22 protein-coding genes are annotated in these 21,349 nt (G+C 68.7%); 6 read left to right on the plus strand and 16 right to left on the minus strand.

Annotation, left to right across the window (positions count from 1 at the left end; translation table 11 throughout):
- Nucleotides 1–59: 59 nt before the first annotated feature.
- The 4 genes from HNP51_RS00960 to HNP51_RS00975 all read right to left on the minus strand — a co-directional run bounded on the left by HNP51_RS00960 (nucleotide 60) and on the right by HNP51_RS00975 (nucleotide 2,924).
- Nucleotides 60–1,241: a cell wall hydrolase gene (locus tag HNP51_RS00960; RefSeq protein ID WP_184265975.1), complete on the minus strand. Its 1,182-nt coding sequence runs from the start codon at nucleotides 1,239–1,241 to the stop codon at nucleotides 60–62.
- Nucleotides 1,242–1,354: 113 nt separating this feature from the next.
- On the minus strand, nucleotides 1,355–1,834 hold the full coding sequence (locus HNP51_RS00965) for a Dps family protein (protein ID WP_184265977.1): 480 nt from the start codon (nucleotides 1,832–1,834) through the stop codon (nucleotides 1,355–1,357).
- Nucleotides 1,835–2,128: 294 nt separating this feature from the next.
- Nucleotides 2,129–2,491 (minus strand): DUF6481 family protein, encoded by a 363-nt coding sequence (locus tag HNP51_RS00970; RefSeq protein ID WP_184265979.1) that lies wholly within the window; start codon nucleotides 2,489–2,491, stop codon nucleotides 2,129–2,131.
- Nucleotides 2,492–2,726: 235 nt separating this feature from the next.
- Nucleotides 2,727–2,924 (minus strand): hypothetical protein, encoded by a 198-nt coding sequence (locus tag HNP51_RS00975; RefSeq protein ID WP_184265981.1) that lies wholly within the window; start codon nucleotides 2,922–2,924, stop codon nucleotides 2,727–2,729.
- A gap of 428 nt (nucleotides 2,925–3,352) precedes the next feature.
- On the opposite strand from HNP51_RS00975, the gene HNP51_RS00980 reads away from it, so the two are divergent.
- On the plus strand, nucleotides 3,353–4,315 hold the full coding sequence (locus HNP51_RS00980; protein WP_260398273.1) for a cell wall hydrolase: 963 nt from the start codon (nucleotides 3,353–3,355) through the stop codon (nucleotides 4,313–4,315).
- 33 nt (nucleotides 4,316–4,348) lie between these two features.
- Here the strand turns inward: HNP51_RS00980 and HNP51_RS00985 are convergent, their stop codons facing one another.
- The gene (locus tag HNP51_RS00985) at nucleotides 4,349–4,558 is read right to left on the minus strand and encodes a hypothetical protein (RefSeq protein ID WP_184265983.1); all 210 of its coding nucleotides are present in this window, start codon (nucleotides 4,556–4,558) and stop codon (nucleotides 4,349–4,351) included.
- Nucleotides 4,559–4,665: 107 nt separating this feature from the next.
- On the opposite strand from HNP51_RS00985, the gene HNP51_RS00990 reads away from it, so the two are divergent.
- Nucleotides 4,666–5,829, plus strand: a complete 1,164-nt coding sequence (locus HNP51_RS00990) for an acyltransferase (protein ID WP_184265986.1) — start codon at nucleotides 4,666–4,668, stop codon at nucleotides 5,827–5,829.
- On the opposite strand, the gene nadC is transcribed toward HNP51_RS00990, so the two are convergent.
- The 7 genes from nadC to HNP51_RS01025 form a co-directional block, all read right to left on the minus strand.
- Nucleotides 5,783–6,640 carry a carboxylating nicotinate-nucleotide diphosphorylase gene (gene nadC, locus HNP51_RS00995; RefSeq protein ID WP_184265989.1) on the minus strand — a complete coding sequence of 286 codons (858 nt, stop codon included), beginning with the start codon at nucleotides 6,638–6,640 and terminating at the stop codon, nucleotides 5,783–5,785. The two genes, HNP51_RS00990 and nadC, sit on opposite strands and share 47 nt — an antisense overlap.
- 96 nt (nucleotides 6,641–6,736) lie before the next feature.
- Nucleotides 6,737–8,311, minus strand: coding sequence for an L-aspartate oxidase (locus HNP51_RS01000; RefSeq protein ID WP_184265992.1), 1,575 nt, complete (start codon nucleotides 8,309–8,311; stop codon nucleotides 6,737–6,739).
- 4 nt (nucleotides 8,312–8,315) lie between these two features.
- Nucleotides 8,316–9,209 (minus strand): metalloprotease, encoded by an 894-nt coding sequence (locus HNP51_RS01005; protein ID WP_260398274.1) that lies wholly within the window; start codon nucleotides 9,207–9,209, stop codon nucleotides 8,316–8,318.
- 12 nt (nucleotides 9,210–9,221) lie between these two features.
- A complete protein-coding gene (nadA, locus tag HNP51_RS01010) occupies nucleotides 9,222–10,307 on the minus strand; it encodes a quinolinate synthase NadA (RefSeq protein WP_260398275.1) in 1,086 nt (361 codons plus the stop codon).
- Between the two features lie 99 nt (nucleotides 10,308–10,406).
- A complete protein-coding gene (locus HNP51_RS01015) occupies nucleotides 10,407–10,616 on the minus strand; it encodes a helix-turn-helix transcriptional regulator (RefSeq protein WP_184265998.1) in 210 nt (69 codons plus the stop codon).
- Nucleotides 10,609–11,301 (minus strand): hypothetical protein, encoded by a 693-nt coding sequence (locus HNP51_RS01020; protein WP_184266000.1) that lies wholly within the window; start codon nucleotides 11,299–11,301, stop codon nucleotides 10,609–10,611. Before HNP51_RS01020 ends, HNP51_RS01015 begins: the two co-directional genes overlap by 8 nt.
- 62 nt (nucleotides 11,302–11,363) lie before the next feature.
- A complete protein-coding gene (locus tag HNP51_RS01025) occupies nucleotides 11,364–11,699 on the minus strand; it encodes a GIY-YIG nuclease family protein (RefSeq protein ID WP_184266003.1) in 336 nt (111 codons plus the stop codon).
- 174 nt (nucleotides 11,700–11,873) lie between these two features.
- Here HNP51_RS01025 and ilvA point away from each other — a divergent pair, with 174 nt between their 5' ends.
- Both ilvA and HNP51_RS01035 read left to right on the plus strand, forming a co-directional pair.
- The gene (ilvA, locus tag HNP51_RS01030; RefSeq protein WP_184266006.1) at nucleotides 11,874–13,391 is read left to right on the plus strand and encodes a threonine ammonia-lyase, biosynthetic; all 1,518 of its coding nucleotides are present in this window, start codon (nucleotides 11,874–11,876) and stop codon (nucleotides 13,389–13,391) included.
- 10 nt (nucleotides 13,392–13,401) lie between these two features.
- The gene (locus HNP51_RS01035; RefSeq protein WP_184266009.1) at nucleotides 13,402–14,094 is read left to right on the plus strand and encodes a LamG domain-containing protein; all 693 of its coding nucleotides are present in this window, start codon (nucleotides 13,402–13,404) and stop codon (nucleotides 14,092–14,094) included.
- Here HNP51_RS01035 and HNP51_RS01040 read toward each other — a convergent pair.
- The 4 genes from HNP51_RS01040 to HNP51_RS01055 form a co-directional block, all read right to left on the minus strand.
- Entirely contained in the window at nucleotides 14,087–14,617 is a 531-nt protein-coding gene (locus tag HNP51_RS01040) for a methylated-DNA--[protein]-cysteine S-methyltransferase (protein WP_184266013.1), read from the minus strand. The genes HNP51_RS01035 and HNP51_RS01040 overlap by 8 nt on opposite strands.
- Nucleotides 14,598–15,704 carry a bifunctional transcriptional activator/DNA repair enzyme AdaA gene (locus tag HNP51_RS01045; RefSeq protein WP_184266016.1) on the minus strand — a complete coding sequence of 369 codons (1,107 nt, stop codon included), beginning with the start codon at nucleotides 15,702–15,704 and terminating at the stop codon, nucleotides 14,598–14,600. Before HNP51_RS01045 ends, HNP51_RS01040 begins: the two co-directional genes overlap by 20 nt.
- 67 nt (nucleotides 15,705–15,771) lie before the next feature.
- Nucleotides 15,772–16,899 (minus strand): hypothetical protein, encoded by a 1,128-nt coding sequence (locus HNP51_RS01050; protein WP_184266018.1) that lies wholly within the window; start codon nucleotides 16,897–16,899, stop codon nucleotides 15,772–15,774.
- A 23-nt stretch (nucleotides 16,900–16,922) separates the two neighbouring features.
- Nucleotides 16,923–17,222: a PadR family transcriptional regulator gene (locus HNP51_RS01055; RefSeq protein WP_245945020.1), complete on the minus strand. Its 300-nt coding sequence runs from the start codon at nucleotides 17,220–17,222 to the stop codon at nucleotides 16,923–16,925.
- Nucleotides 17,223–17,568: 346 nt separating this feature from the next.
- Here HNP51_RS01055 and HNP51_RS01060 point away from each other — a divergent pair, with 346 nt between their 5' ends.
- Together HNP51_RS01060 and HNP51_RS01065 are read left to right on the plus strand one after the other, a co-directional pair.
- Nucleotides 17,569–18,555 carry a TerC family protein gene (locus HNP51_RS01060; RefSeq protein ID WP_184267502.1) on the plus strand — a complete coding sequence of 329 codons (987 nt, stop codon included), beginning with the start codon at nucleotides 17,569–17,571 and terminating at the stop codon, nucleotides 18,553–18,555.
- A gap of 107 nt (nucleotides 18,556–18,662) precedes the next feature.
- Nucleotides 18,663–21,317, plus strand: a complete 2,655-nt coding sequence (locus HNP51_RS01065) for a M14 family metallopeptidase (protein ID WP_184266021.1) — start codon at nucleotides 18,663–18,665, stop codon at nucleotides 21,315–21,317.
- Nucleotides 21,318–21,349: the final 32 nt, after the last annotated feature.

The raw sequence follows: 21,349 nt of genomic DNA on the forward strand, positions 1-21,349 counted from the left end.
ACCTCTCAGCGGGCCAGCAGAAATGCGTGAAGCGACAAGTCGTTGCAGTAACCCACGCCTCAAGCCGCCGGCTTGCCGACTTCCTCGACCGCCATCGCCGTGACGCCCGGCGGCGGCGCGACCGCGACGGTCGGCGCCTCATAGGCTTTCAGCCGCTCGTTGATGGCGGCGATCTCTTCCTTGCTGGCCTGACGACGACCGCCCAGGCTGGCGATGCCGACCACGCGGGTCTGGCCGTCAATCTCGACGGTGCGCAGTTGGCCCGGCGCGGCCCCGGCCAGGGCCTCCTCGACGCTGTCGGCGGCGCTGGCCAGAAGAATGCGGGGCTGGGCGAAGCGGGCTTCGTCGATGACCGGCTCGCGGCCCGCCGATCTCTGGACGAAGGCGTTGCTTTCGCCGGGCGCGCCCTTCCAGCGATAGAAGATGTGCGCCCCGACCTGGGTGATCTTGGCCAGGGTCGGCGACCACCAGGGATGGACGTAGTCGGCATGATAATGGGTCGCCGTGCCCACGCGGGTCGCCACATGGCCGGCCAGGGCGCGCTCGGCCACGCGGGCGGCGCGGGTCCAGGCCCAGGGGATGGGGGCGCGGCTCAGCGCCCCGTCGCAGGTGAAGCTGAACTGGCAGCCCGTGGTCCGCTCGGCCCCCTGATAGACGACGCCGCAGACGGTGTTCGGATAGTTGGGATCGCGGACCCGGTTCAGCACCACCTGGGCCACGCCCTCCTGCCCCTCGGTCGGCTCCAGCGCCGCCTCGTAATAGACGGCCTGGGTCAGGCAGCGCAGGGCGCGCTTGCGGTCGGCCTCGGTGGCGGGACGCAGGTCGAAGGGCTTGGCGGGTTGCAGCGCCCCAAAGGCGTTGGGCATGGCCGCATTCAGCTGCTGGGCCGCAAGGCCCGAGACGCCCGTGTCCAGCGACGGCTTGCCGCCCAGGGTCAGGCTCTCCCACCCGGGGGTCAGATCGTAAAGCTCGGGCAGGTTCAGCGCCGGATCGAAGCGGCGCGCGACGGCCAGCTGGCCGGGGTCGAGCCGCGCCATGATCAGCTTCAGCCCGCGCGGGGTCAGGTCGCCGCCGGTGGCGCGGGCCACGGCCTCGGCGGTGCGGTCCATGTCGGGCCGCACGCTGGAGCTGGCCGAAATGGCCAGGCCCATGACCGCCAGACTGACAGCCGCGACCATGGGCGCCGCGGCCAGGGCCTGACGTCCGGTCGTCTTCAGCTGCGGCAGTCGGCCTTTCAGCATCCAGCGTCCCAATCGAGCGTCCCCTGTGCGGCGCTGGCGAGCGCCGGAGGGAGATCGGAGTGACCGCCCAATCCGGCGCTTTTCAGGCCCGAAGATTACCGTTCCGTCAGCGCCTAGCGGTCGCCGAGGCTGGAACGCAGCATCCAGGCGGCCTTTTCATGGGCGGCCAGACGCTGGGTCATCAGATCGACGCTGGCCTCGTCGCCCACCTTGTCGGCGGCGTCCAGGGCGGCGCGGGCCGTGGCGATCAGCACGCCGTGGTCCTTGATCAGTTCCTTGAGCATGGCGCTGGCGTCCTTTTCAGGATCGCCGTCCTTGATCGAGGTCAGGTTGGCGAAGGCCGAGGCGCTTTGCGGCGCCAGTTCGCCCAGGGCGCGGATGCGCTCGGCGATATCGTCCAGCGCGGTCCAGATTTCTGTGTATTGCTGCTCCAGCAGTTTGTGCAGGCTGAAGAACTCCGGCCCGCGAACGTTCCAGTGATAGCCGTGCGTCTTCTGATAGACGGCGAAGCTGTCGGCCAGAACCTTGGACAACTCCTGCGCGACGTCGCCGCGTTCCTTGGGTTTCAGGCCGGTATCGATGGAAGCGGTCATGTCTGCTCCTGCTGCGTGACGAAAGAAGGATCCAGCTCTGCAGTTAGGCCTTTTCGCGCGCTCGCCAAGGGGCGGCGCAGACCTGCGCACGTGAATCTTCTCTGTCTAACGCTGAAGTCGTGGGGGCGTTGCAGGAACGTCCTTCTCCCCTTGCGGGAGAAGATGGACGGCGAAGCCGGACGGATGAGCGGTTTTGCGAGGTTCAACTCGCCGTCTTCATCCGCCCAGGAACACGCCTCATCCGGCCCTGACGGGCCACCTTCTCCCACAAGGGAGAAGGGCCGTTAGAAGGTTTTAGCGCTGACGCGACTTGCGCGCCGCATAGCGGGCGTCGCGAGCAGCCTTCTGCTCTTCCTTGGTCAGCTGCTTGCGCTCCTTGCGGGCGGCGCGCTTGGCGGCGTCGACTTCTTCCTGGGCATCGTTTTCAGCGGCGATGCGAGCCGCTTCCTTCTCGGCCTTTTCGCGACGCAGTTCAGCCTTCTCCAGCTCGAACTGTTGGCGCTGAGCCTCTTTCTCGGCGGCGCGCTTGGCCGCGAGCTTTTCGAACTCGGGATCCTGGACCGTCGGCTTGGGCTTGAACTTGGCCAGCAGAGCCTTCTTGGCTTCCTGCTGCGTGGTGATGCGGTCGTTGAAGCCGGTTTGTTTAAGGTCTCGCATGCGTAGAGGCGGTCTTCCTTGGAATCTGATGAGGGGCGACGCCGATCAGTGGCGGCCCGGCAGGCGTGCGGATGCGCGAACGGCCCGGCGCGCTGCCAAAGCGGAATCCAGAGCAAAAATCAAGCTCTGCCGCCGTTTCAGGGCCTCAAACACGCAATTTAGGGCCGAAATCGCGTCCAGGGAGGCAAATGGGCGCTCGCAGCCTCGCAAGCAAGCGAGGCCGCGAGCCGCCTGATCAGTGGGGCTTGTCGATATGGCCGACGGCGGCGCCGGCCGCGCCGCCGACCGCCGCGCCGACCGGCCCGGCCACCACGGCGCCGGCGATGGCGCCGGTCGCGGCCTTCTGCTCGATCGTATGGCCGCAGGCGGAAAGGGCCACGGCGGAGACTCCCAAAGCGAGAAGGGCGGCGGCGCGGATCGGGAAGCGGGTCATCAGGCGGAGAACTCCTTGAAATGGTTGAGCTTGCAACGCCGTCACAGACAGAAGGTTCCCGTCTCAGGCGAGCGCACGACAGGCAAGTAAAGCGACGCCTTCGAATAGGGTTTCCGGCGAAAATGTCCCCGGACCGAAATCATCACGACGTAATCGAATACAGATTCCATGAGATGTTCTGAAGCAATGACACAACGTCCTCACAGATCGTCGAAACCCCTGCTTTAGGGGCGCGACGAATTGCTGCGACGCAACGATATCTGGCGAATCAACCACATTGAGGTCATAAACGAGTGGCTTAAGGCCCGCCTTCCGGAGGTCGGCCGTTCGTCGATCTCTGGTCCGGAGCCAGTTCGCGACGCGTCATGTCGCCTGGGTTCGTTGAGTACAGGGGCGGCATCCTCGCCCTGCTGAACAGGACTACGCCTTTGAGTTTCTCTTCGCAGACGCGTGCGCTGATGCACGCCGCCCAATCTGTTCGCCTGCGCCCCAAGACGGCGGCTGCGGCGTTCGGCGGCGTTGTCAGCCTCGCCGTCGGTGGAGCCTATCTGGGCGGCGTCGCCGCCCAGGCTTCAACCGTTCGCGCCCAAGCTGAACGCCTGCAAGGCGCCGGCTCCGAGGGCTATACCCAGGAAGCCATGGCCGCCGCGGCCGGCGGCCTGGACGCCAGCGCCCTGGCCATCGCTGATCGTCACGATCCCTATTCCGTCGCCGGCGCCGCCCAGCGCGATCGCCAGGCGGAACTGCTGACCGCCCGCCTGGAAGACAGCCAGAACGGTCTGCGTCGCGCCAACCTGACCAACCCGGCGGCCAAGCCCTTCAATCTGGGCAGCACCCTGGATCAGTCGCGCGACCTCGATTGCCTGACCAAGGCCGCCTATTATGAAGCCCGCGGCGAAGGCGTGGACGGCATGAAGGCCGTGGCCCAGGTGGTTCTGAACCGCGCCCGCCACTCCGCCTTCCCCAACACCGTCTGCGCCGTGGTCTTCCAGGGTTCGAACCGCAGCACCGGCTGCCAGTTCAGCTTCACCTGCAACGGCGCCATGCGCGGCGCGGTCAACCGCACCGCCTGGAACCGCGCCCGCGACGTGGCCTCCAAGGCCCTCTCTGGTCAGGTCTATGCCCCCGTCGGCAACGCCACCCACTTCCACACCACCGGCGTCTCGCCCAGCTGGCGCAACAGCCTGGTCAAGGTCGGTCAGGTCGGCGACCATCTGTTCTACCGCTTTGGCGGTCGCTCGGGCTCCAGCGACTCCTTCCGCTATACGCCGCGTCCTTCGACCGCTCCGGATGCGCCGCGCCTGATCCAGGCCAGCCTCAAGACGACCGAAGCCGCCAGCGGCCCCGTGCCCTACAATCAGATCGCCTCGGAAACCGCCGTCGCCGGGTAATTCCCCGACGGCGGCCTGACCGGGGACTGCCGTTCAGCGGTCCTGCGTCTTCCACTGCGGCGTCATGTTCTGCTTCAGGTTGCCGAACCGGCCCTGCTGGCCCGTGTTGACGTCCGCATCTCCCGGCTGGCCCGACTGGGCCCCGGTCGCCAGATCGCGCCGGTCAGCCATGTCCTGAACGGACCGCGCGCCGTGATCGGCGAAGCTGCGCTGCTCCTTGGGCACAGACGGTGATTTGGTCATAGCGGGCTCCTTTCACCGAAACGAAACGAGCCGGGGCGCAAGGATGTTCCCGGCCCGCTTCTTGCTGCGGCCCCCACCGAACGCCCCGACGTCCCGGAAGCCGCCGCATGACCCTGACCTCCGCCGCCCCCTCCACTGCTTCGAAAACCCGCGGCGGCGCGCTCGATGCCCTGAGATTCGTCGCCGCCCTGTTCGTGGTGGTGTTCCATTTCGGGGACTCAGCGCCGGTCTCCCTGCAAACGATGCATGGCTTTCTGGGACGCGGCTATCTGGCCACCGACTTCTTCCTGATCCTGTCAGGCTTCGTTTTGGCCAAGGCCTATGGCGCGGGCGTCGCCAGCGGCAAGGTGTCCCTGGCCCGCTTCTGGTTGAAGCGGCTGGCGCGCTGTTACCCGACCCACATCATCACCCTGGCCATGCTGGTCGTCATGGTCCTGGCCGCCGGGGCCCTGGGGATGCAGGCGTCCAATGAAGGCCGCTTTGACCTGGCCGGCCTGCCCGCCCAGATCCTGCTGCTGCACGCCTTCGGGCTGGGCGGCGGTCACTGGAACATCCCCAGCTGGACCATCTCGACCCTGCTGATCTGCTACGCCTTCTTCCCCATGCTGTGGCGCGCCATGCTGAGGATCAACAGCGTCTGGATCAGCCTGGGCCTGGCGGTCGCCATCATCGTCGGCTCCAACGCCCTCAGCCTGGCCCTGCTGGGCGAGCAGCAGTTCAGCCTGCCCTTCCAGTGGTGCATGTTCCGCGCCGCGCCGCTCTTCCTGGTCGGACTGGCCCTGGCGCGCGCGGTTCAGACGGGGCGCTGGGCCGCCGGTTCGGCGCGGATCGTCGGCTTTGGCGGCGGGGCCCTCCTGCTGGCCAACGCCTGGCTGGTCGGGCCGGACCTGGTCAACGTCCTGGCGATCTGCGCCGTCATCATCGGCTGCGGCGCCTCGCCGGTGACCAAGCCCATCCCCGGCGCCGAATGGGGCGCCAAGGTCAGCTTTTGTCTCTTCATGGTCCACACCATCACCGGGGCCATCTGGTTCGACGTGGTCGAGCCCCTGGCCGCCCGCCTGCATCCGGCGATCGAGAGCGTGGCCTGGGAGGCCTGGGCCATGTGGTTCGGCGCCCTGGTCTTCACCCTGATCGCCTCGGACCTCTATAACCGCTTCATCGACGAGCCGATCCAGCAATGGATCGGCCGCAAGTGGTTCGCCCGCCCCGTCAGCGCCTCAGACGTCAGCGTGCGTCCAGACCCACGTCCAGCTGCGGAACAGAGTGTGTAAGGGCGCCGACCGAGATCACGTCCACCCCGGTCGCGGCGATCCCGGCCACGGTGTTCAGATTGACCCCACCTGAGGCCTCCAGCGCCACCGGACCAAAGGCGCTGGCCTTCGCCCGACGCACGGCCTCTTCCAGATCGGCCAGGCTGAAATTATCCAGCATGATGACGTCGGGACGCTCGGGCAGGACCTCGTCCAGCTGATCCAGACCGTCGACCTCGACCTCGACCTTCATCAGGTGGGGCGCAAAGGCCTTGGCGCGGCGCACCGCCTCGCCCGCCCCGCCGCAGACGGCGACGTGGTTGTCCTTGATCAGGATGGCGTCATCCAGACCGAAGCGGTGGTTCAACCCGCCGCCGCAGGCCACCGCATGCTTCTCCAGCGCGCGCAGGCCGGGCGTGGTCTTGCGGGTGTCGGCGATGCGGGCGCTGGTTCCCGCCACGGCCTGGACATAGGTCCGCGTCAGGGAAGCGATGCCGCACATCCGGCCGAGCAGGTTCAGCGCCGTCCGTTCCGCCGCCAGCAGGGCGCGGGCGTTGGCCTCGACCTCGACCAGAACGGTCCCGGCCTCGAAGGCCTCGCCGTCGGCGACCTTCACCTTGACCTTGGCCTGAGGGTCCATGGCGTGGACCGCGATCCGCACCACGGCGCCGCCGGCCATCACGCCCGCCTGACGCGCGGCGAAGACGGCGTTCATCCGCGCGTCCTCGGGAATGCAGGCCTGGGCCGTCACGTCGCCGGTGCGGCCGAGGTCCTCTGCCAGAGCCATCCGCACGACAGGTTCGATCAACAGGTCCGGCAGGGTACGGGTCATTCTTCTTCACCAATCCTCCCCCGTCCCCGACGGGGGAGGGGGACCACGCGCAGCGTGGTGGAGGGGGCGGCGACATCCGCCCCGGTTTGTGTTTTCTCAGCGCTCAGAGACGGTTAGGCAAGAGCCCGGCTCCGCCCCCTCCACCGCTCCGCAGGGGAGGATCACAGGCGTCAGCCGCATCCGCGTATGTTCCGCCGTCGGCAGACTGTCGGGATGGTCGGCGCGGAAATGCCCGCCCCGGCTCTCGCGCCGGTTCAGCGCGCCCTCGGCGATCAGCCGGGCGGCGGTCAGAACCACCGCCTCGGGATAGGGCTTGGCCAGCCGGTCGATCAACGCGATCAGGGCCGTCAGCCCCGCCTCGTCGCGCACCACGCCGGCGAACCGGCTCATGGCGGCGCGCAGCTCGGCCATGGCCTCTAGCGGCAGGTCCTTCGACGCCCGCGCCGGCTTCAGCGCGACCTTCGGCGGCTGAACCTCCTGCGCCGCCGCCCGCCCGGCGCGTCGCCCGAAAGCCCCCGCTTCCAGCAGGGAGTTGGAGGCCAGACGGTTGGCGCCGTGCACCCCCGTCGCGGCGCATTCGCCGATGGCGTAGAGGCCGGGAACCGTCGTCCGCCCCTCGTCGTCGGCGACGATGCCGCCCATGTGATAGTGGGCCGCCGCCGCCACCGGAATGGGGCTGACGCGCGGGTCCAGACCGGCGCGCATGCAGGCGGCGAACACCGCCGGAAACTCGTGCGGGAAGGCCTCGCCCACCGCTTTCGTCGCATCCAGAAACGCCCCGCGCCCATCGGCCCTTGCGGCGTGCACCGCCCGCGCCACGATGTCGCGCGGGGCCAGATCGGCGTCGGGGTGGTCACCCAACAGATAGGCGCCGGTCCCGTCGACCAGCCGCGCCCCCTCGCCGCGCAAGGCCTCGGTCGCCAGCGGAGCCGGGTCGAGGCCGACGTCGATGGCGGTGGGATGTAACTGCACGAACTCGGGGTCGAGGATTTCAGCCCCCGCCTCATAGGCCAGGGCCAGTCCCTCGCCGCGCAGGGCCGAGGGGTTGGTCGTCACCTCATAGAGCCCCCCGACCCCGCCGGTGGCCAGGACCACGGCAGGGGCGAAGACCTCGTCCACCCGCCCGCCGGAGCGCTCGATCAAGGCCCCGCGCACCCGGCCATCCGCGTCCTGGATCAGGCCGCGCAGCCGTCCATCTTCCCAAATCTCGATATGTTTCGACGCCCGCGCCGCCGCCACCACCGCCGACAGAATGGCCCGCCCCGCCCCGTCGCCGCCGACCCGCGCCACGCGCGGCAGGCTGTGCGCCGCCTCTAGGCTGACGGAGAAACCGCCCGTCTCGTCCCGATCAAACGGCGCCCCCAACGCGGCCAGCCATTCCACCGTCTCGCGCCCGCGCTCGGTCAGGGCGCGCGCCGCCTCGGGTTCGACCAGCCCGGCGCCCGCCCCCTCGGTGTCCTTGGCGTGCAGGACCGCGCTGTCCTTCGGCGACAGCGCCGCCGCCAGCCCGCCTTGGGCCCAGGCCGAGGAACAGGCGTTCAGCAGCAGGTCCGGCGTGACCACCAGGGCCCCACCTTTGTGATTCTGGCCCGGCGCAGCCTCCAGCGCGGCCGACAGCCCCGCCAGTCCGCCGCCGATGATCAGCGGCCCCTCATGCCGGATGCGCGCCATGCGTCTAGCGGCCTCCCACGCCGATGAATCGCAAGCCCATGTCGAAGGCCGGCTCCACCGCGCCGCCGGTCAGGGGCAGCAGGGCGCCGATCGCCGCCGCCGCGCAGACCGCCGCCGTCGCCAGATAGAGGGCCAGGCTGCGCCCCGCCTCGGGCCAGCTCAACTGCCCCCACGCCGCGCGCCAGACGCCGCGCTTCAGGTGGCTGAACACGGCGATCCCGAGGAAGGCCGCCAGAATGAACCGCCCGGTCGACAGACCCCACCAGACGGCCAGGCCGCCGACAGCCAGCAGCGCGACCTGCTCCAGACGCGGATGCACCCGCGTCAGCACCGGGCCGAGCGCCTTGGACCCGTCCAGCGGCGGGGCGGGCAGCAGGTTCACCAGATTGATCATGGCGATGAAGAAGGCCCCCATCAGCCACTCGGGCGACTTCAACGCCAGCCCGATCGCCACAAAGGGGATCATGGCGATCAGACCAAAGGCCGGCCCCGCCAGCGACACCAGCACGCCGTGCCACTCGGTCTTCGGATTGCGCTGGGCCTTGGCCAGCCCGCCCAGGAAGGGAATGATGTAGATGCGCGCCGGCCCCATGCCGAGCTTGTTCATCGCCAGCACGTGGCCGTATTCGTGCACGAACAGGCCGAACAGCACCGCCCCCGCCACGATGACGCTGCCCGTGATCCACCACAGGAACCCCGCCATCAGCAGGGTCGAGGCGATGGCCCAGGCCGGATGCTGGCCCTTGTCCTCCAGCGGCGCGGACTGGCGCGCGCGCACAGGCTCGGGCGCCGCCTGTTCCGGCGGCAGGTCCCAGGGACCGGGACGGCGTGTGGTGTTGTCGATGTCGCTCATGGCGTCGAACTGGGCGCGCGACGACCGGCCCGCAACGGGCCGCATCGCCGCAGGACCTCAGATCAGCTCCACATCAACGTGGTGCCTGGCCTTGATCAGGTCATAGCGCGCCGGGATCGCGGGCGGCGGCAGGTCGATCATCCGCTGCACGGCCAGACGCCCGCGCTCGGCCATCTCGGGCTCCACCGTCACCTCGAACTGCATGTATTTCAGGCAGTCGCGGATGTTCTCCAGCGTGATGCGCTTCATGTGCGGGCACAGGTTGCACGGACCGATGAAGTCCACGCCGGGCACGTCGCCCTTGACGTTAGAGGCCATGGAGCACTCGGTGATCATCACCACCTGCTTGGGCTTGCGATCCGTCACATAGTCGATCATCGCCGCCGTCGATCCGGCGAAGTCCGACGCCGCCAGCACCTCTTCCGGGCATTCCGGGTGGGCCAGGATTTCCGCACCCGGATAGGCGACGCGCATCTCGGCGATGTCGGCGGCGGTGAAGCGCTCATGCACCTCGCAGCGGCCCTTCCAGGCGATGATGCCGACGCTCGTCTGGGCCGCGACGTTACGCGCCAGGAACTCGTCGGGGATCAGGATGACCTTGTCGACGCCCCATTCCTTCGCCGCCCATTCCACCACCTGAACGGCGTTGGCGCTGGTGCAGCAGATGTCGGTCTCGGCCTTCACGTCGGCGGTGGTGTTGACATAGGTGACCACCGGCAGTCCCGGATAGCGCTGCTTGATCAGGCGCACGTCGGCGCCCGTGATCGAGGACGCCAGCGAACAGCCCGCGCGCAGGTCGGGGATCAGGACGGTCTTTTCCGGCGACAGGATCTTCGAGGTCTCGGCCATGAAGTGGACGCCCGCCTGGACGATCACCTTGGCCTTCGACTTTGCGGCCTCCTTGGCCAGGCCCAGGCTGTCGCCGACATAGTCGCCGACCCCGTGGAAAATCTCGGGCGTCATGTAGTTATGGGCCAGGATGACGGCGTCGCGCTCTTTTTTCAGCGCATTGATCTCGCTGATCAGCTTGGCCTGTTCCGGCCACTCCAGCGGCGTCACCAGACCCTTGACCTTCTCCCACACGGGAGCGGTCTCGCGCGCCAGTTCCTCTGACAGGCCGAAAGCGCCGTCCGCCATCTTCATCGCTCCCTGCGGTCGTCTGCGCGACCCCGACTTATGCTCAAAGTTAGCATAAGCAGGCGCAATGTAGTCCTCCGGGCGCGCGGCGCAAGGGAAATCGGCTCAGTCCTCCAGCGTGAACAGGGCGTCCAGCGGCACGCCCAGCGCTCGCGCCAGCGTCAGGGCGACCAGGACTGACGGAGTGAAGACCCCGTTCTCGACCGTGTTCACCGTCTTGCGCGACAGCCTGGCCCGATCGGCCAGCTCCTGCTGCGTCAGTCCCGCCGCCGTCCGCACCGCCTTCAAATGGATGACCAGACGCGGCTCAGCCACCGCTGGCCCGCCGGTCCAGCTGCCAGTAGCGCAGCGCCGACGCCGACGCCGTGACAAACATCAGTCCCGGCAAGGCCGCCACCGCCGCCTCGGGCCGCCACAGTCCCAAAGCAAAGACGCCCAGCAGCCCGACCATAACCACGGCCAGCGCCACGTTCAGCGCATCGCGGCGGAAGGACAGGGTCAGTTCGTCCTCCAGCAACCGCTTCATCTTCTTGTCGCCGGGATTGTCGAGGCCCGCGACCATCAGCAGCAGGACGATCGAAACCATCGGCGACAAGCCGACCATCATCCAGTCCAGCCCTTCGCCCTGACCGCTCGCGATCTTCCAGCCCCCAAGCGTGCTCTGATAGACCAGATACAGCGATGTCAGCGGCATCACCGCCATCGACACGGCCCGCTGCTTCTGCACCAGGTCGCGATAGCCGCCCTTGGCGTTCTCGACGCGGACAGTGTCGCCGTTGGGCAGGTAACGGCCCGCCAAAGGAAATGAGGCGACAGCGGCGCCCAGTCCCGCAAAGGCGAGCACAACGCCTGCCGCTGACGCCCATCCCTCGCCGTTCCCGGCGAGCACAAGACCAAGCACGCCCGCCGTCGCCCCCAGGCCGCCCAGCGCCGCGACCATCCGCAGCCGCCACACCCGACGCCGTTCGTTCGCCTTCGCCCGCTGCAGTTCCTCGTCCATCCGCCCCTCCATGACACCTACAGGTTACATATCACCTATGGGTTACATGGCAAGTGCCTTCGCTACAGCAGTTCCGCCTCCAGCCGCGCGGCCCACAGGGCGGCGCGCTTCTTCAGTTCGTCCTTGCGGGCCATGTCGGACAGGTCGGGCGACAGGCGGTCCAGTTGCTCGAAGCGGAAGCTGTCGGCGCCCTGGTCGTTCCATTCGGCCTGCAGCGACCGGAAGGGGCTGCTGCCCATCTTGAGCGAGAACCACAGGCCGTTCTGCTGGGTGTCGATGTGGCGGCTCTGCCCCACCCAGGCGCGGCCAGTGGCGGAACAGATGACGGCGAACACCCCGGCGATGGTTTCGCGGTCCTTGTACTCGGCGATCATCGCCTTGCGGTCTGCGGACGTCATGGACGCCTCCTTTTGTTTTACCCGGGTTTAATATCGCACATTATTACCCGGGTAAATATCAGACGCCACCGGCAGCGGCGAAGCCCCGATACGCAAGGGCCTTCCCCTGACCGCCGCTTCTGCCCTAGACCAGAGGTCGATTGATCCTCCCCGTCGCGTCGCTCCGAGAATTTCGTGCAAGACACCGTCCGCCGCATCCTGACCGCCCGCGTCTATGACGTGGCCGAGGAAACCCCTCTGGACCCGCTGAAGCGTCTGTCGGCGCGGCTGGACCGCCCGGCCCTGCTCAAGCGCGAAGACCTGCAGCCGGTCTTCTCGTTCAAGATTCGCGGCGCCTATAACAAGATCGCGGCCCTGACCGAGGCCGAACTGGCGCGCGGCGTCATCTGCGCCTCGGCGGGCAATCACGCGCAAGGCGTGGCCCTGGCGGCGGCCAGGCGCGGCGCGGCCTCGACCATCGTCATGCCGACCACCACGCCGGGCATCAAGGTGGCGGCGGTCAAGGCTCTGGGCGGAAACGTGGTCCTGCACGGCGACAGCTTCGACGACGCCTACGCCCACGCCCGCGCGCTTGAGAAAGACACCGGCGCCGCCTTCGTCCACCCCTTCGACGACCCCGACGTCATCGCCGGCCAAGGCACCGTGGGACTGGAAATCCTGCGTCAGCATCCGGACCCGATCGACGCCGTCTTCATCCCCATCGGCGGCGGCGGTCTGGCCGCCGGGGTGGCCGCCATCGTCCGCTTCCTGCGGCCTGAGACCCGGATCATCGGCGTCGAACCCGCCGACGCGCCCACGATGAAAAGCGCCCTCGCCGCCGGTCATGTGGTGACCCTGGATCAGGTCGGTCTGTTCGCCGACGGGGTAGCGGTGAAGCGTGCGGGCGACGAAACCTTCCGCCTGTGCCGCGACCTGCTGGACGAGATCGTCCTGGTCGACACTGATGCGATCTGTGCGGCGGTGAAGGACATCTTCGACGACGTCCGCGCCGTGGCCGAGCCCTCCGGCGCCGTGGCCCTGGCGGGGATGAAGGTCTGGGCCGCCCGCAACCCGGGAGCCGGCGCCCTGGTGGCCATCAACTCGGGCGCCAACGTCAACTTCGACCGCCTGCGCCACGTCGCCGAACGGGCCGAGATCGGTGAGGGCGCCGAGGCGCTTCTGGCCGTGGCCATGCCCGACCGCCGCGACGACTATCACCGCTTCCTGCAAGCGCTGGACGGCCGGTCGGTGACCGAATTCAACTATCGCTGGTCCGGCGACGGTCGGGCGCAGATCTTCGTCGGCGTCGGCCTACGCGACGGCGCCGCCGAGCGCGAGAACCTGATCGCCCGCCTCCAATCCGACGGCTACGCGGTCGAGGACATGAGCGACAACGAAACCGCCAAGCTGCACGTTCGCTACATGGTCGGCGGGCGCACCATCGGCCTGCCGCACGAACGGCTGCTGCGCTTCGAGTTCCCCGAGCGCCCCGGCGCCTTCCTGCGCTTCCTCAACAGCCTCCAGCCTGCCTGGGCCCTGACCCTGTTCCACTATCGCAACCACGGCGACGACGTGGGTCGGGTGCTGGCCGGCGTCAGCATCGCTCCGGATCAGGTCGCCGCCCTCTGGACCGCGCTCGACGCCCTCGGCTACCCCTATGTGGACGAGACCGACAATCCGGCCTGCCGCCTCTTCCTCGACGGCGCCGCCTGAGGGGGACGACATGACCTTGAACCGCCGCGCCGTCCTGGCAGCAACGCTCGCTTTCGCGCCCCTCGCCGCCTGCGCCTCCCTGCCTGCCGCCGCGCCCGCAGACCACACCGTCTGGACCTTCGACCGCCTCTCGGCCATCGGTGGCGAGACCACTCAGGTCGAAGGCGCGCCCCGGATCATCACCAGCCCCTTCGGCCCGGCGGTGCAGTTTGACGGCGTGGACGACGCCCTGTTCATCGACCGGCATCCCCTGGCGGGGGCCGCGACCTTCACCTTCGAGGCCGTCTTCCGCCCCGACGGCGGCCCCTTCGAGCAGCGCTGGTTCCACCTGCAATCGGACGAGGCGCCGGGCGGCCCCGGCACCCGCATCATGTTCGAAATCCGCGTGGTCGAGGGCGGCTGGTACCTGGACGCCTTCACCAAGGGCGAGGGCTATAACAAACCCCTGATCGACACGACCAGGCTGCATCCCCTCGGTCAGTGGGCCCACGTCGCCCAGACCTTCGACGGGACCACCTACCGCGCCTTCGTCAACGGCGTGCTGCAAGCCGAGGCCGAGATCGCCTTCACGCCGCAGGGCCCCGGCCGAGCCTCGGTCGGAACCCGCATCAACCGCGTCAACTACTTCACCGGCGCCGTGCGCGAGGCCCGCTTCACCCCCCGCGCCCTGAGCCCCAGCCAGTTCACCTCGCCGATCAGATAAGGCGGGGCGCCGCGCCCTCGTGCGCCAGCAGCCAGCGCTTGCGCTCCAGTCCGCCGGCATAGCCGGTCAGGGTTCCATTGGCGCCGACGACGCGGTGACAGGGCACGATGACCCCGACCGGATTGGCCCCGTTGGCCAGACCCACGGCGCGCACGGCGCTGGGCTTGCCGATGGCGTTGGCCAGCTGGCCGTAGGACCAGGTCTCGCCCGCCGGAATGGTGCGCAGCGCCGCCCAGACCGAGCGCTGGAAGTCCGTGCCGCCGGTCTTCACCGTCAGGCCGCCCAACGCCCGCGCGTCGCCGCTGAAATAGGCCGCGATGGCGGCCCGCACCGCCTCTGGGGCGCGGCCCTCGTTCAGCACGACCTCGCGGTAGTGGCGGGCCAGCAGCTTCCGCATCCGCGCCTCGTAATCCGTAAAGTCGAAAGCCCGAACCGCGCCCTCGGCGTCGGTCACCAGCAGCACCTCACCCACCGGCGAGGCGATGCGATCGAGCGTGAAGGTTTCAGGCTGCGTCTTTTTCATCATTCATCTCCGTCAGTGCGGCGCCGTCGATCCCCGCTTCGCGCAGGTGCAGCGCGCCATAGGCCCGCCAGGGCCGCCAGTGCTCGGCTCTCGCTTCAAGCCCTTCATCCTCAAGCCGGTCGCTGGCCATGTCCGTCCCCGCATCGATCCAGTCGCCGGGCAGACGCAGGCCAGGCCGCGCCCGCACCAGAGGCGCCAGCAGGGGATCAGCCGACAGATCGCGCTGGATCGCGTCCGGGTCCGCCGACAGGTCGAACACCCGCCGCACCCGCGCCAGAATACCGGGCAGCGCCTTCAGGTCCGAAGCCGCCACCGTCACCGTCAGCCGGTTCCCCGCCTCGAACCGGGCCGAGACCTCGCCAGCCGCGCCGTCCACATCGGGCGTCAGCGCGCGTCGCCAGACCCCGCGCTCGAACGTCTCGCCGCGCACCGTCAGCGCCGCCAGCATCGCGTCTATTTCGTAGGGCGGACGATAGGGCAGGCTCAGCCGCACACCCCCGTCGCCCGGCCTCTCGGCCCGCCGCCGCAGCATCGACGGCGGACGCCCGTAGAGCGACTGAAACGTCTCGTTGAAGCGCCGCACGCTGCCGAAGCCCGAGGCCAGCGCCACCTCGGCCATGGCCAGGTCGGTCTGGTGGATCAGGGCCTTGGCCAGCAGCACCCGCCGCGTCTGGGCCACGCTGACCGGGGCGGCGCCCAGATGCTGGCGGAAGAGGCGGCGCAGGTGGCGTTCACCGACGCCCAGCCGCGCGGCGAGACCATCGACATCGCCCTCATCCAGCGCCCCCGCCTCGATCAGGCCCAGAGCTCGGCTGACCGTATTCGAGGTACCGCGCCATGCCCCCATGTCCGGCGCCGTCTCAGGCCGGCAACGCAGACAGGCGCGAAACCCCGCCTCCTCCGCCGCCGCCGCCGAGGCGACAAAGCGCATGTTCTCGCGCTTGGGGGTCCGCGCCGGACAGACCGGGCGGCAGTAGATCCCCGTCGTCTTCACGCAGGTGAAGAACCGCCCGTCAAAGCGCGGATCTCGCGTCAGGACCGCCCGGTAGCAGGCCTCCTGATCCAGACTGTCGCGGGCGATTTCCATGCCCGCAACATGCGCCCGCGCCGTCGCCCTGTCTCGCGGTTTTCGGACATGGCGACGCCGCGCCCCATCAGTCCCGCGTCGTCGCGATCCGCCACAGGGCCTTCAGGATGTCGACCGCCAGACACAACATGATGATCGCCAGCACCCAGCTCAGCACCGTGCCCAAGGTCAAAGCCGTCTCGGCCAGGCCTCGCTGGGCCTCGGGAATGGCGTGGATGGCGTCGAAATCCATATGGATCGGCGAGGTTCCCATGACCCGCGCCGTCTGGTCGCCTTGCGTCAGGGTGGCCCAGTGACCGGCCTGGAACAGCCGCCAGCCGATCCACAGTCCCGCCGCCGCCACCGGGATCTTCAGCAGGGCCTGCAGCCGCCGCGCCTCCGGTAGCCACAGGGTGACGCCGTCCACCGCCATGCCCGCCACGGCCCAGGCCAGGATCAGCCCGAACAGCAGCGACCAGATCGGCGCCGCCGTCACGCTGACGTCGCCGCCGCGCAGGGCGAAGTCGCCGATGCCGGTGAAGCGGATCGCGCCGATCCACCACAGGATGAAGACGGCGCTGGCGATGAAGGACCACAGGGCCTCGGCGGCGCGCGGTGCCTCGGCCCGCACGCCCCAGACCTTGGCGCTCTTGGGCATCCATTCGGCCTTGGCCTTGTCGCTTCCAGCCATCGACGCCCCCCATTTCGCCGGATCGGCTAGACCAAAGGCCGACAGGTCGCGCACCCGCCATTTCGTCAGCCAGGCCGGCTTGATGTCGTAATGCTCCATGATCGCCCCAGCCAGGGTCAGCGCCCCCATCAGGGTCAGGGCGCCGGAGAAGAAGCCGTTGAAGGCCTGACCGATCGACTGACCGAAATTGGCCGGATCGCCCAGCACATGGACCAGCAGCCCCAGCGCCTGCACCGCCGCGATCACGATCAGCCCGGCCTTGGCCCCGAACAACCAGTAGGGAAACAGCTCCGGCCCGATCAGCGAATCCGGCCCCTTACGATAGCGGGCGGCGACGACCAGCGGATGCCCGATCTCGTGCAGGATCGCCTCCCTCTCCTCGTCGCTCAGCGCCCGGCCCAGTTCCTCTTCGCGCGCCTCGACCCGGCTCAGGATCAGGTCGCGCAGCTCGGCGACGATGTCCTCGCGGTCCTCGGTCGACAGCTGGGCCGCCACGGCTTCCAGATAGCGTTCGATCACGTCCATTTCGGTCTTCCTCCCCCGGGGTTTCACAGCATTCGATCCAGCGAGGCGTTGATGCCGCGCCATTCGTCGGTCAGGGCGGCCAGCATGGCCTCGCCACCGGGCGACAGGACGTAAAAGCGCTTCTTGCGCTTCTCCTCCTCACGCCATTCGCTGGTCAGCAGCCCCTGCCCCTCCAGCCGTCGCAGCAGCGGGTAAAGCGTGGATTCCTCCATCTCCAGCCCGTCCGCCGCCAGGGCCTGACGCAGGGTGTAGCCGTAGCGCTCGGTCCGCAGGCAGGCGAGCACCGCCAGCACCAGCGACCCGCGCCGCAGCTCCAGCCGCATCGTCTCGAACAGGTCCTTGTCCACGCCGCGCCTCACTTGCCGCCACATAGTGTGTGACGCACAGTGTATGCAACATACTGTATGAGACTGTCAACGACCTGGGTTATTGCGCCTTGTCAGGACCAGCGGAGACCGTCAGCGAGGCGCTCCATCCCGTCTCAACTTGCCGGAAAGGGCCGGATTGGCTAGACTGCGGAGCAGCGGACCGGGCCCCTCTGACGTCTGATGGCAGGCGTGATGTCGGACCGCATCGAGCGAGCTCGGTGCGCGACGGCCTCTTACGGTCGATCCTCTTTCACGCGCACGCCGTGGTCGCTCCCTAGCAAAGGGGAGTCCAATGGACCTGATGAGCGTTCTTTTATCCGAATGGCTGGGCAAGCCGGCCTGGATGTGGCTGGCCTTCATGAGCGTCGTCGTGGCGCTCCTGGTGCTGGACTTGGGCGTCCTGCACAAGGATCAGCATGAGATCGGCGTGCGCGAGAGCCTGCTATTGTCCGGCATGTATATCGCCGTCGCGCTATTGTTCGGGGGCTGGGTCTGGTGGGAGCTCGGCAGCCAGTCCGGCATCGAGTACCTGACCGGCTTCGCGATCGAGAAGTCGCTGGCGATGGACAACGTCTTCGTCATCGCCATGATCTTCGGCTACTTCGCCATTCCGCGTGCGCTTCAGCACCGGGTGCTGTTCTGGGGCATCCTCGGCGTGATCGTGCTCAGGGCCATCATGATTGGCGCGGGCGCGGCCCTGGTCAGTCAGTACGGCTGGGTGCTCTACATCTTCGCCGGCTTCCTGATATTCACCGGGATCAAGATGTTCTTCGCCGGCGATGGTCACGCCGACGTGGGCGCTAATCCGCTGGTGAAGTGGATGCGCGGACATCTTCGCATCACCGACCATCTGCACGGGCAGAAGTTCTTTGTGCGGACGCCGCATCCGAAGACGGGCCGCATGACGCTATGGGCCACGCCGTTGTTCCTGGCGCTGGTGATGATTGAGATCGCAGACGTGATCTTCGCGGTGGACTCGGTGCCGGCGATCTTCGCCATCACGACCGATCCCTACATCGTCTACACCTCGAACATCTTCGCCATTCTGGGACTGCGCGCGCTCTATTTCGCGCTGGCGGCCATCATCCACCGCTTCGCCTATTTGAAGCAGGCGCTGGCTGTGCTGCTGGTGTTCATCGGCGGCAAGATCTTCGTGGCCGACTTGCTGGGCTGGGAGAAATTCCCCGCCGAATGGTCATTGGCGATCACGGCCCTGATCTTGGCGGCGGGGGTGATTTGGTCGCTTTGGAAGACGCGCGGTCAGTCCGCCAAGGCGCCGCCCTTTTGACTGACGAAGGGCCCGCTTCGAGAGAGGCGGGCCCTGACCCTCAACACCCCGCCTTCCCTTCCCCGCGAAACGGCGGCTAAGCTGGCGGCCAGTAGGGGGAAGTTTCCATGTCACGTCGTCGTATCGTCGCGCGTCCGTTGCTGGCGCTCAGCCTGGTTCTGGCCGCCGCCTCCACGCCGGTCCTGGCCCAGCAGAGCCCCCCGACCCAGGACGCCGTCCTCGGCCACGCGCCGGGCACGCGCATCACCCGGCCGGCCGAGGTGCGCCGCTATTTCGAGGCCCTGCGCGCCTCGGGCCCCGACCGCATGGTCATGGGCGATTACGCCACGACCTGGGAAGGCCGCCCCCTGTTCTGGGCCGCCGTGGGCTCGCCCGCCAACATCGCCCGGCTGGATCAGATCAAGGCCGCCACGCGCGCCCTGGGCGATCCGCGTCGCACCTCGCCGGAACAGGCCCGCGCCCTCATCAACGAGACCCCGGTAATCGTCTGGATGGCCTATTCGGTGCATGGCAACGAGATCAGCCCCGCCGACGCCGCCATGGCCGCCGCGCGGCGCCTGATGGACCCCGCCGACGCCGAGGCGCAGGGCTGGATGCAGAACGCCGTGGTCGTTTTCGTGCCGACCCAGAACCCCGACGGGCGCGACCGCTTCATCGACGGCTTCGAGGCGGGCCTGGGCGCCCAGCCCAACCCCGACCCCCTGTCGGCGGAACGCTCCGAGCCCTGGCCGTCCGGGCGGTTCAACCACAACCTGTTCGATCTGAACCGCGACTGGTTCATCCAGTCCCAGCCGGAAACCCAGGGCCACGCCGCCCTGATCCGCGACTGGCGTCCCCAGGTGGTGGTGGATTCCCACGAGATGGGCACGGATTCCAGCTTCTTCTTCCCGCCCGAGGCCCAGCCGCTCAACCCGTGGATCTTCCCTCCGATCCTCGACGCTCGCGAACGCTTCGGCCGCAACAACGGCGCCCGCTTCGACCAGGCCGGGCTGGACTATTTCACGCGCGAGACCTTCGACGCCTTCTATCCCGGCTACGGCGACGGCTGGCCCGCCTATTTCGGCGCCGTCTCCATGACCTATGAGCAGGGCTCGGCGCGCGGCCTGATGGCGCGGCGCCGCTCGGGCGAGATCATCACCTACGCCGACACGGTCAAGGGCCACCTGACCGCCAGTCTGTCGACCATCGAGACCGCCGCCCGCGACCGCGAAAAGCTGCTGAGCGACTTCTACGCCTTCCATCGCGACGGCGTCGCGGGCGGTCGCGGCGCCTATGTCCTCTCGCGCTCCGCCGCCGCCGACCCCGCCGCCGCCGACAAGCTGGCGGGCCTGCTGGTGCGCTCGGGCATCGAGGTGGGCCGCGCGACGGCGTCCTTCTCAGCCTGCGGCCAGACCTATCGCCCCGGCGACTATGTGGTGAACCTGTCCCAGCCTCAGCGCCGCATGGCCGAGACCCTGCTGGCCAGGGACGTGCCGCTGGACCCGAAATTCCTGGCCGAACAGGAGGCCCGCCGCGCCCGGGGCCTGGGCGACGAGATCTATGACCTGACCGGCTGGTCCATGCCCCTGCTGTTCAACGTCCCGACCCAGAAATGCGCGGGCGCGCCCTCGGTCCAGACCACGGCCGTCGGCCCCGAACTGATCCGCCCCGTCGCCATCGCGGGGTCGGACACGACCTATGGCTATGCGATCAACCCCGGCACGGCGGGAATGCGCTTCCTGACCGCCGCCCTCAAGGAAAAGCTGCCGGTCCGCTCGATCGAAGCCCCCTTCACCCTGGACGGCAAGGCCTATGCGGGCGGGGCCTTCATCGTGCCGCGCGCCGGGGCGCCCGCCGACCTCGACGAGCGCGTCCGCCGCATCGCCGCCGACAGCGGGGCCGAGGTCACGGCCCTGGCCAGCTCATGGGTGTCCAGCGGCCCCAGCGTCGGCTCGGATCAGGCGACGGCCCTCAAGGCCCCGCGCGTCGCCATGGCCTGGGACGACCCAACCGATCCTGAGTCCGCCGGGTCGATCCGCCATATTCTGGAACGCGAGTACGGCTGGCCGGTCACGGCGGTGCGCACCCGTCGCCTCGGCTCGGCGGACCTGTCGCGCTATCAGGTGCTGATCCTGCCCTCGGGCGGCGACTACGAGAAGACCTTGGGCGCGAGCGGCGTCGCCGCCTTGCGCGCCTGGGTCCAGTCGGGCGGCGTCCTGATCGGCGTCGGCTCGGCCAGCCGTCTGTTGACCGATCCCGACGCCAAGCTGCTGGACAGCCGCCGCGAGACCGCCGTCGCCCCGGAGGGCGACAAGAAGGAAACCGCCTCGGGCGCCACCGTCCCCGGCGTCGAGATCCCCTCCGAGGCCGACTATCTGGACCGCACCAACCACCGCGGCTCGCCCGATTCCGTGGCCGGGGTCCTGGCCCACGCCGTCGTGGATCAGGAGCACTGGCTGGGCGCCGGCGTGGCGCGCGAGCTCAGCGTCATGGTGCGCGGCTCTGACATCTACACGCCCCTGACCCGCGAGCAGGGGACCAATGTGGTGCGTCTGGCCGGGCCCGACAGCGTCCTCGCCTCGGGCCAGCTCTGGGCCGAGAACCGCCGCCAGCTGGCCTACAAACCCGTCGCCATGGCCACCGAACTGGGCCGCGGCCAGGTCGTCGCCTTCACCCAGGACGTGACCATGCGCGCCTTCCTGGAGGGCCTGAAGCCGCTGTTCCTCAACGCCGTCTTCCGCGGCCCCGCCCACGCCTCGGGCGGCAACGGCGAGGATCGCTAGGGTCGATGTTCAAGCCGGGCGGCGACGGCTAG

It is taken from the genome of Brevundimonas bullata (assembly GCF_014207965.1).
Taxonomy (GTDB): Bacteria; Pseudomonadota; Alphaproteobacteria; order Caulobacterales; family Caulobacteraceae; genus Brevundimonas; species Brevundimonas bullata_A.

Excerpts from the sequence above, each read along its gene's own strand:
- HNP51_RS00960 (WP_184265975.1), bottom strand. The coding sequence starts at position 1,241 with ATGCTGAAAGGCCGACTGCCGCAGCTGAAGACGACCGGACGTCAGGCC.
- HNP51_RS00965 (WP_184265977.1), bottom strand. The coding sequence starts at position 1,834 with ATGACCGCTTCCATCGATACCGGCCTGAAACCCAAGGAACGCGGCGAC.
- HNP51_RS00970 (WP_184265979.1), bottom strand. The coding sequence starts at position 2,491 with ATGCGAGACCTTAAACAAACCGGCTTCAACGACCGCATCACCACGCAG.
- HNP51_RS00975 (WP_184265981.1), bottom strand. The coding sequence starts at position 2,924 with ATGACCCGCTTCCCGATCCGCGCCGCCGCCCTTCTCGCTTTGGGAGTC.
- HNP51_RS00985 (WP_184265983.1), bottom strand. The coding sequence starts at position 4,558 with ATGACCAAATCACCGTCTGTGCCCAAGGAGCAGCGCAGCTTCGCCGAT.
- HNP51_RS00990 (WP_184265986.1), top strand. The coding sequence starts at position 4,666 with ATGACCCTGACCTCCGCCGCCCCCTCCACTGCTTCGAAAACCCGCGGC.
- nadC (WP_184265989.1), bottom strand. The coding sequence starts at position 6,640 with ATGACCCGTACCCTGCCGGACCTGTTGATCGAACCTGTCGTGCGGATG.
- HNP51_RS01000 (WP_184265992.1), bottom strand. The coding sequence starts at position 8,311 with ATGGCGCGCATCCGGCATGAGGGGCCGCTGATCATCGGCGGCGGACTG.
- HNP51_RS01005 (WP_260398274.1), bottom strand. The coding sequence starts at position 9,209 with ATGCGGCCCGTTGCGGGCCGGTCGTCGCGCGCCCAGTTCGACGCCATG.
- nadA (WP_260398275.1), bottom strand. The coding sequence starts at position 10,307 with ATGAAGATGGCGGACGGCGCTTTCGGCCTGTCAGAGGAACTGGCGCGC.
- HNP51_RS01020 (WP_184266000.1), bottom strand. The coding sequence starts at position 11,301 with ATGGACGAGGAACTGCAGCGGGCGAAGGCGAACGAACGGCGTCGGGTG.
- HNP51_RS01025 (WP_184266003.1), bottom strand. The coding sequence starts at position 11,699 with ATGACGTCCGCAGACCGCAAGGCGATGATCGCCGAGTACAAGGACCGC.
- HNP51_RS01035 (WP_184266009.1), top strand. The coding sequence starts at position 13,402 with ATGACCTTGAACCGCCGCGCCGTCCTGGCAGCAACGCTCGCTTTCGCG.
- HNP51_RS01040 (WP_184266013.1), bottom strand. The coding sequence starts at position 14,617 with ATGAAAAAGACGCAGCCTGAAACCTTCACGCTCGATCGCATCGCCTCG.
- HNP51_RS01045 (WP_184266016.1), bottom strand. The coding sequence starts at position 15,704 with ATGGAAATCGCCCGCGACAGTCTGGATCAGGAGGCCTGCTACCGGGCG.
- HNP51_RS01050 (WP_184266018.1), bottom strand. The coding sequence starts at position 16,899 with ATGGACGTGATCGAACGCTATCTGGAAGCCGTGGCGGCCCAGCTGTCG.
- HNP51_RS01055 (WP_245945020.1), bottom strand. The coding sequence starts at position 17,222 with ATGCGGCTGGAGCTGCGGCGCGGGTCGCTGGTGCTGGCGGTGCTCGCC.
- HNP51_RS01060 (WP_184267502.1), top strand. The coding sequence starts at position 17,569 with ATGAGCGTTCTTTTATCCGAATGGCTGGGCAAGCCGGCCTGGATGTGG.
- HNP51_RS01065 (WP_184266021.1), top strand. The coding sequence starts at position 18,663 with ATGTCACGTCGTCGTATCGTCGCGCGTCCGTTGCTGGCGCTCAGCCTG.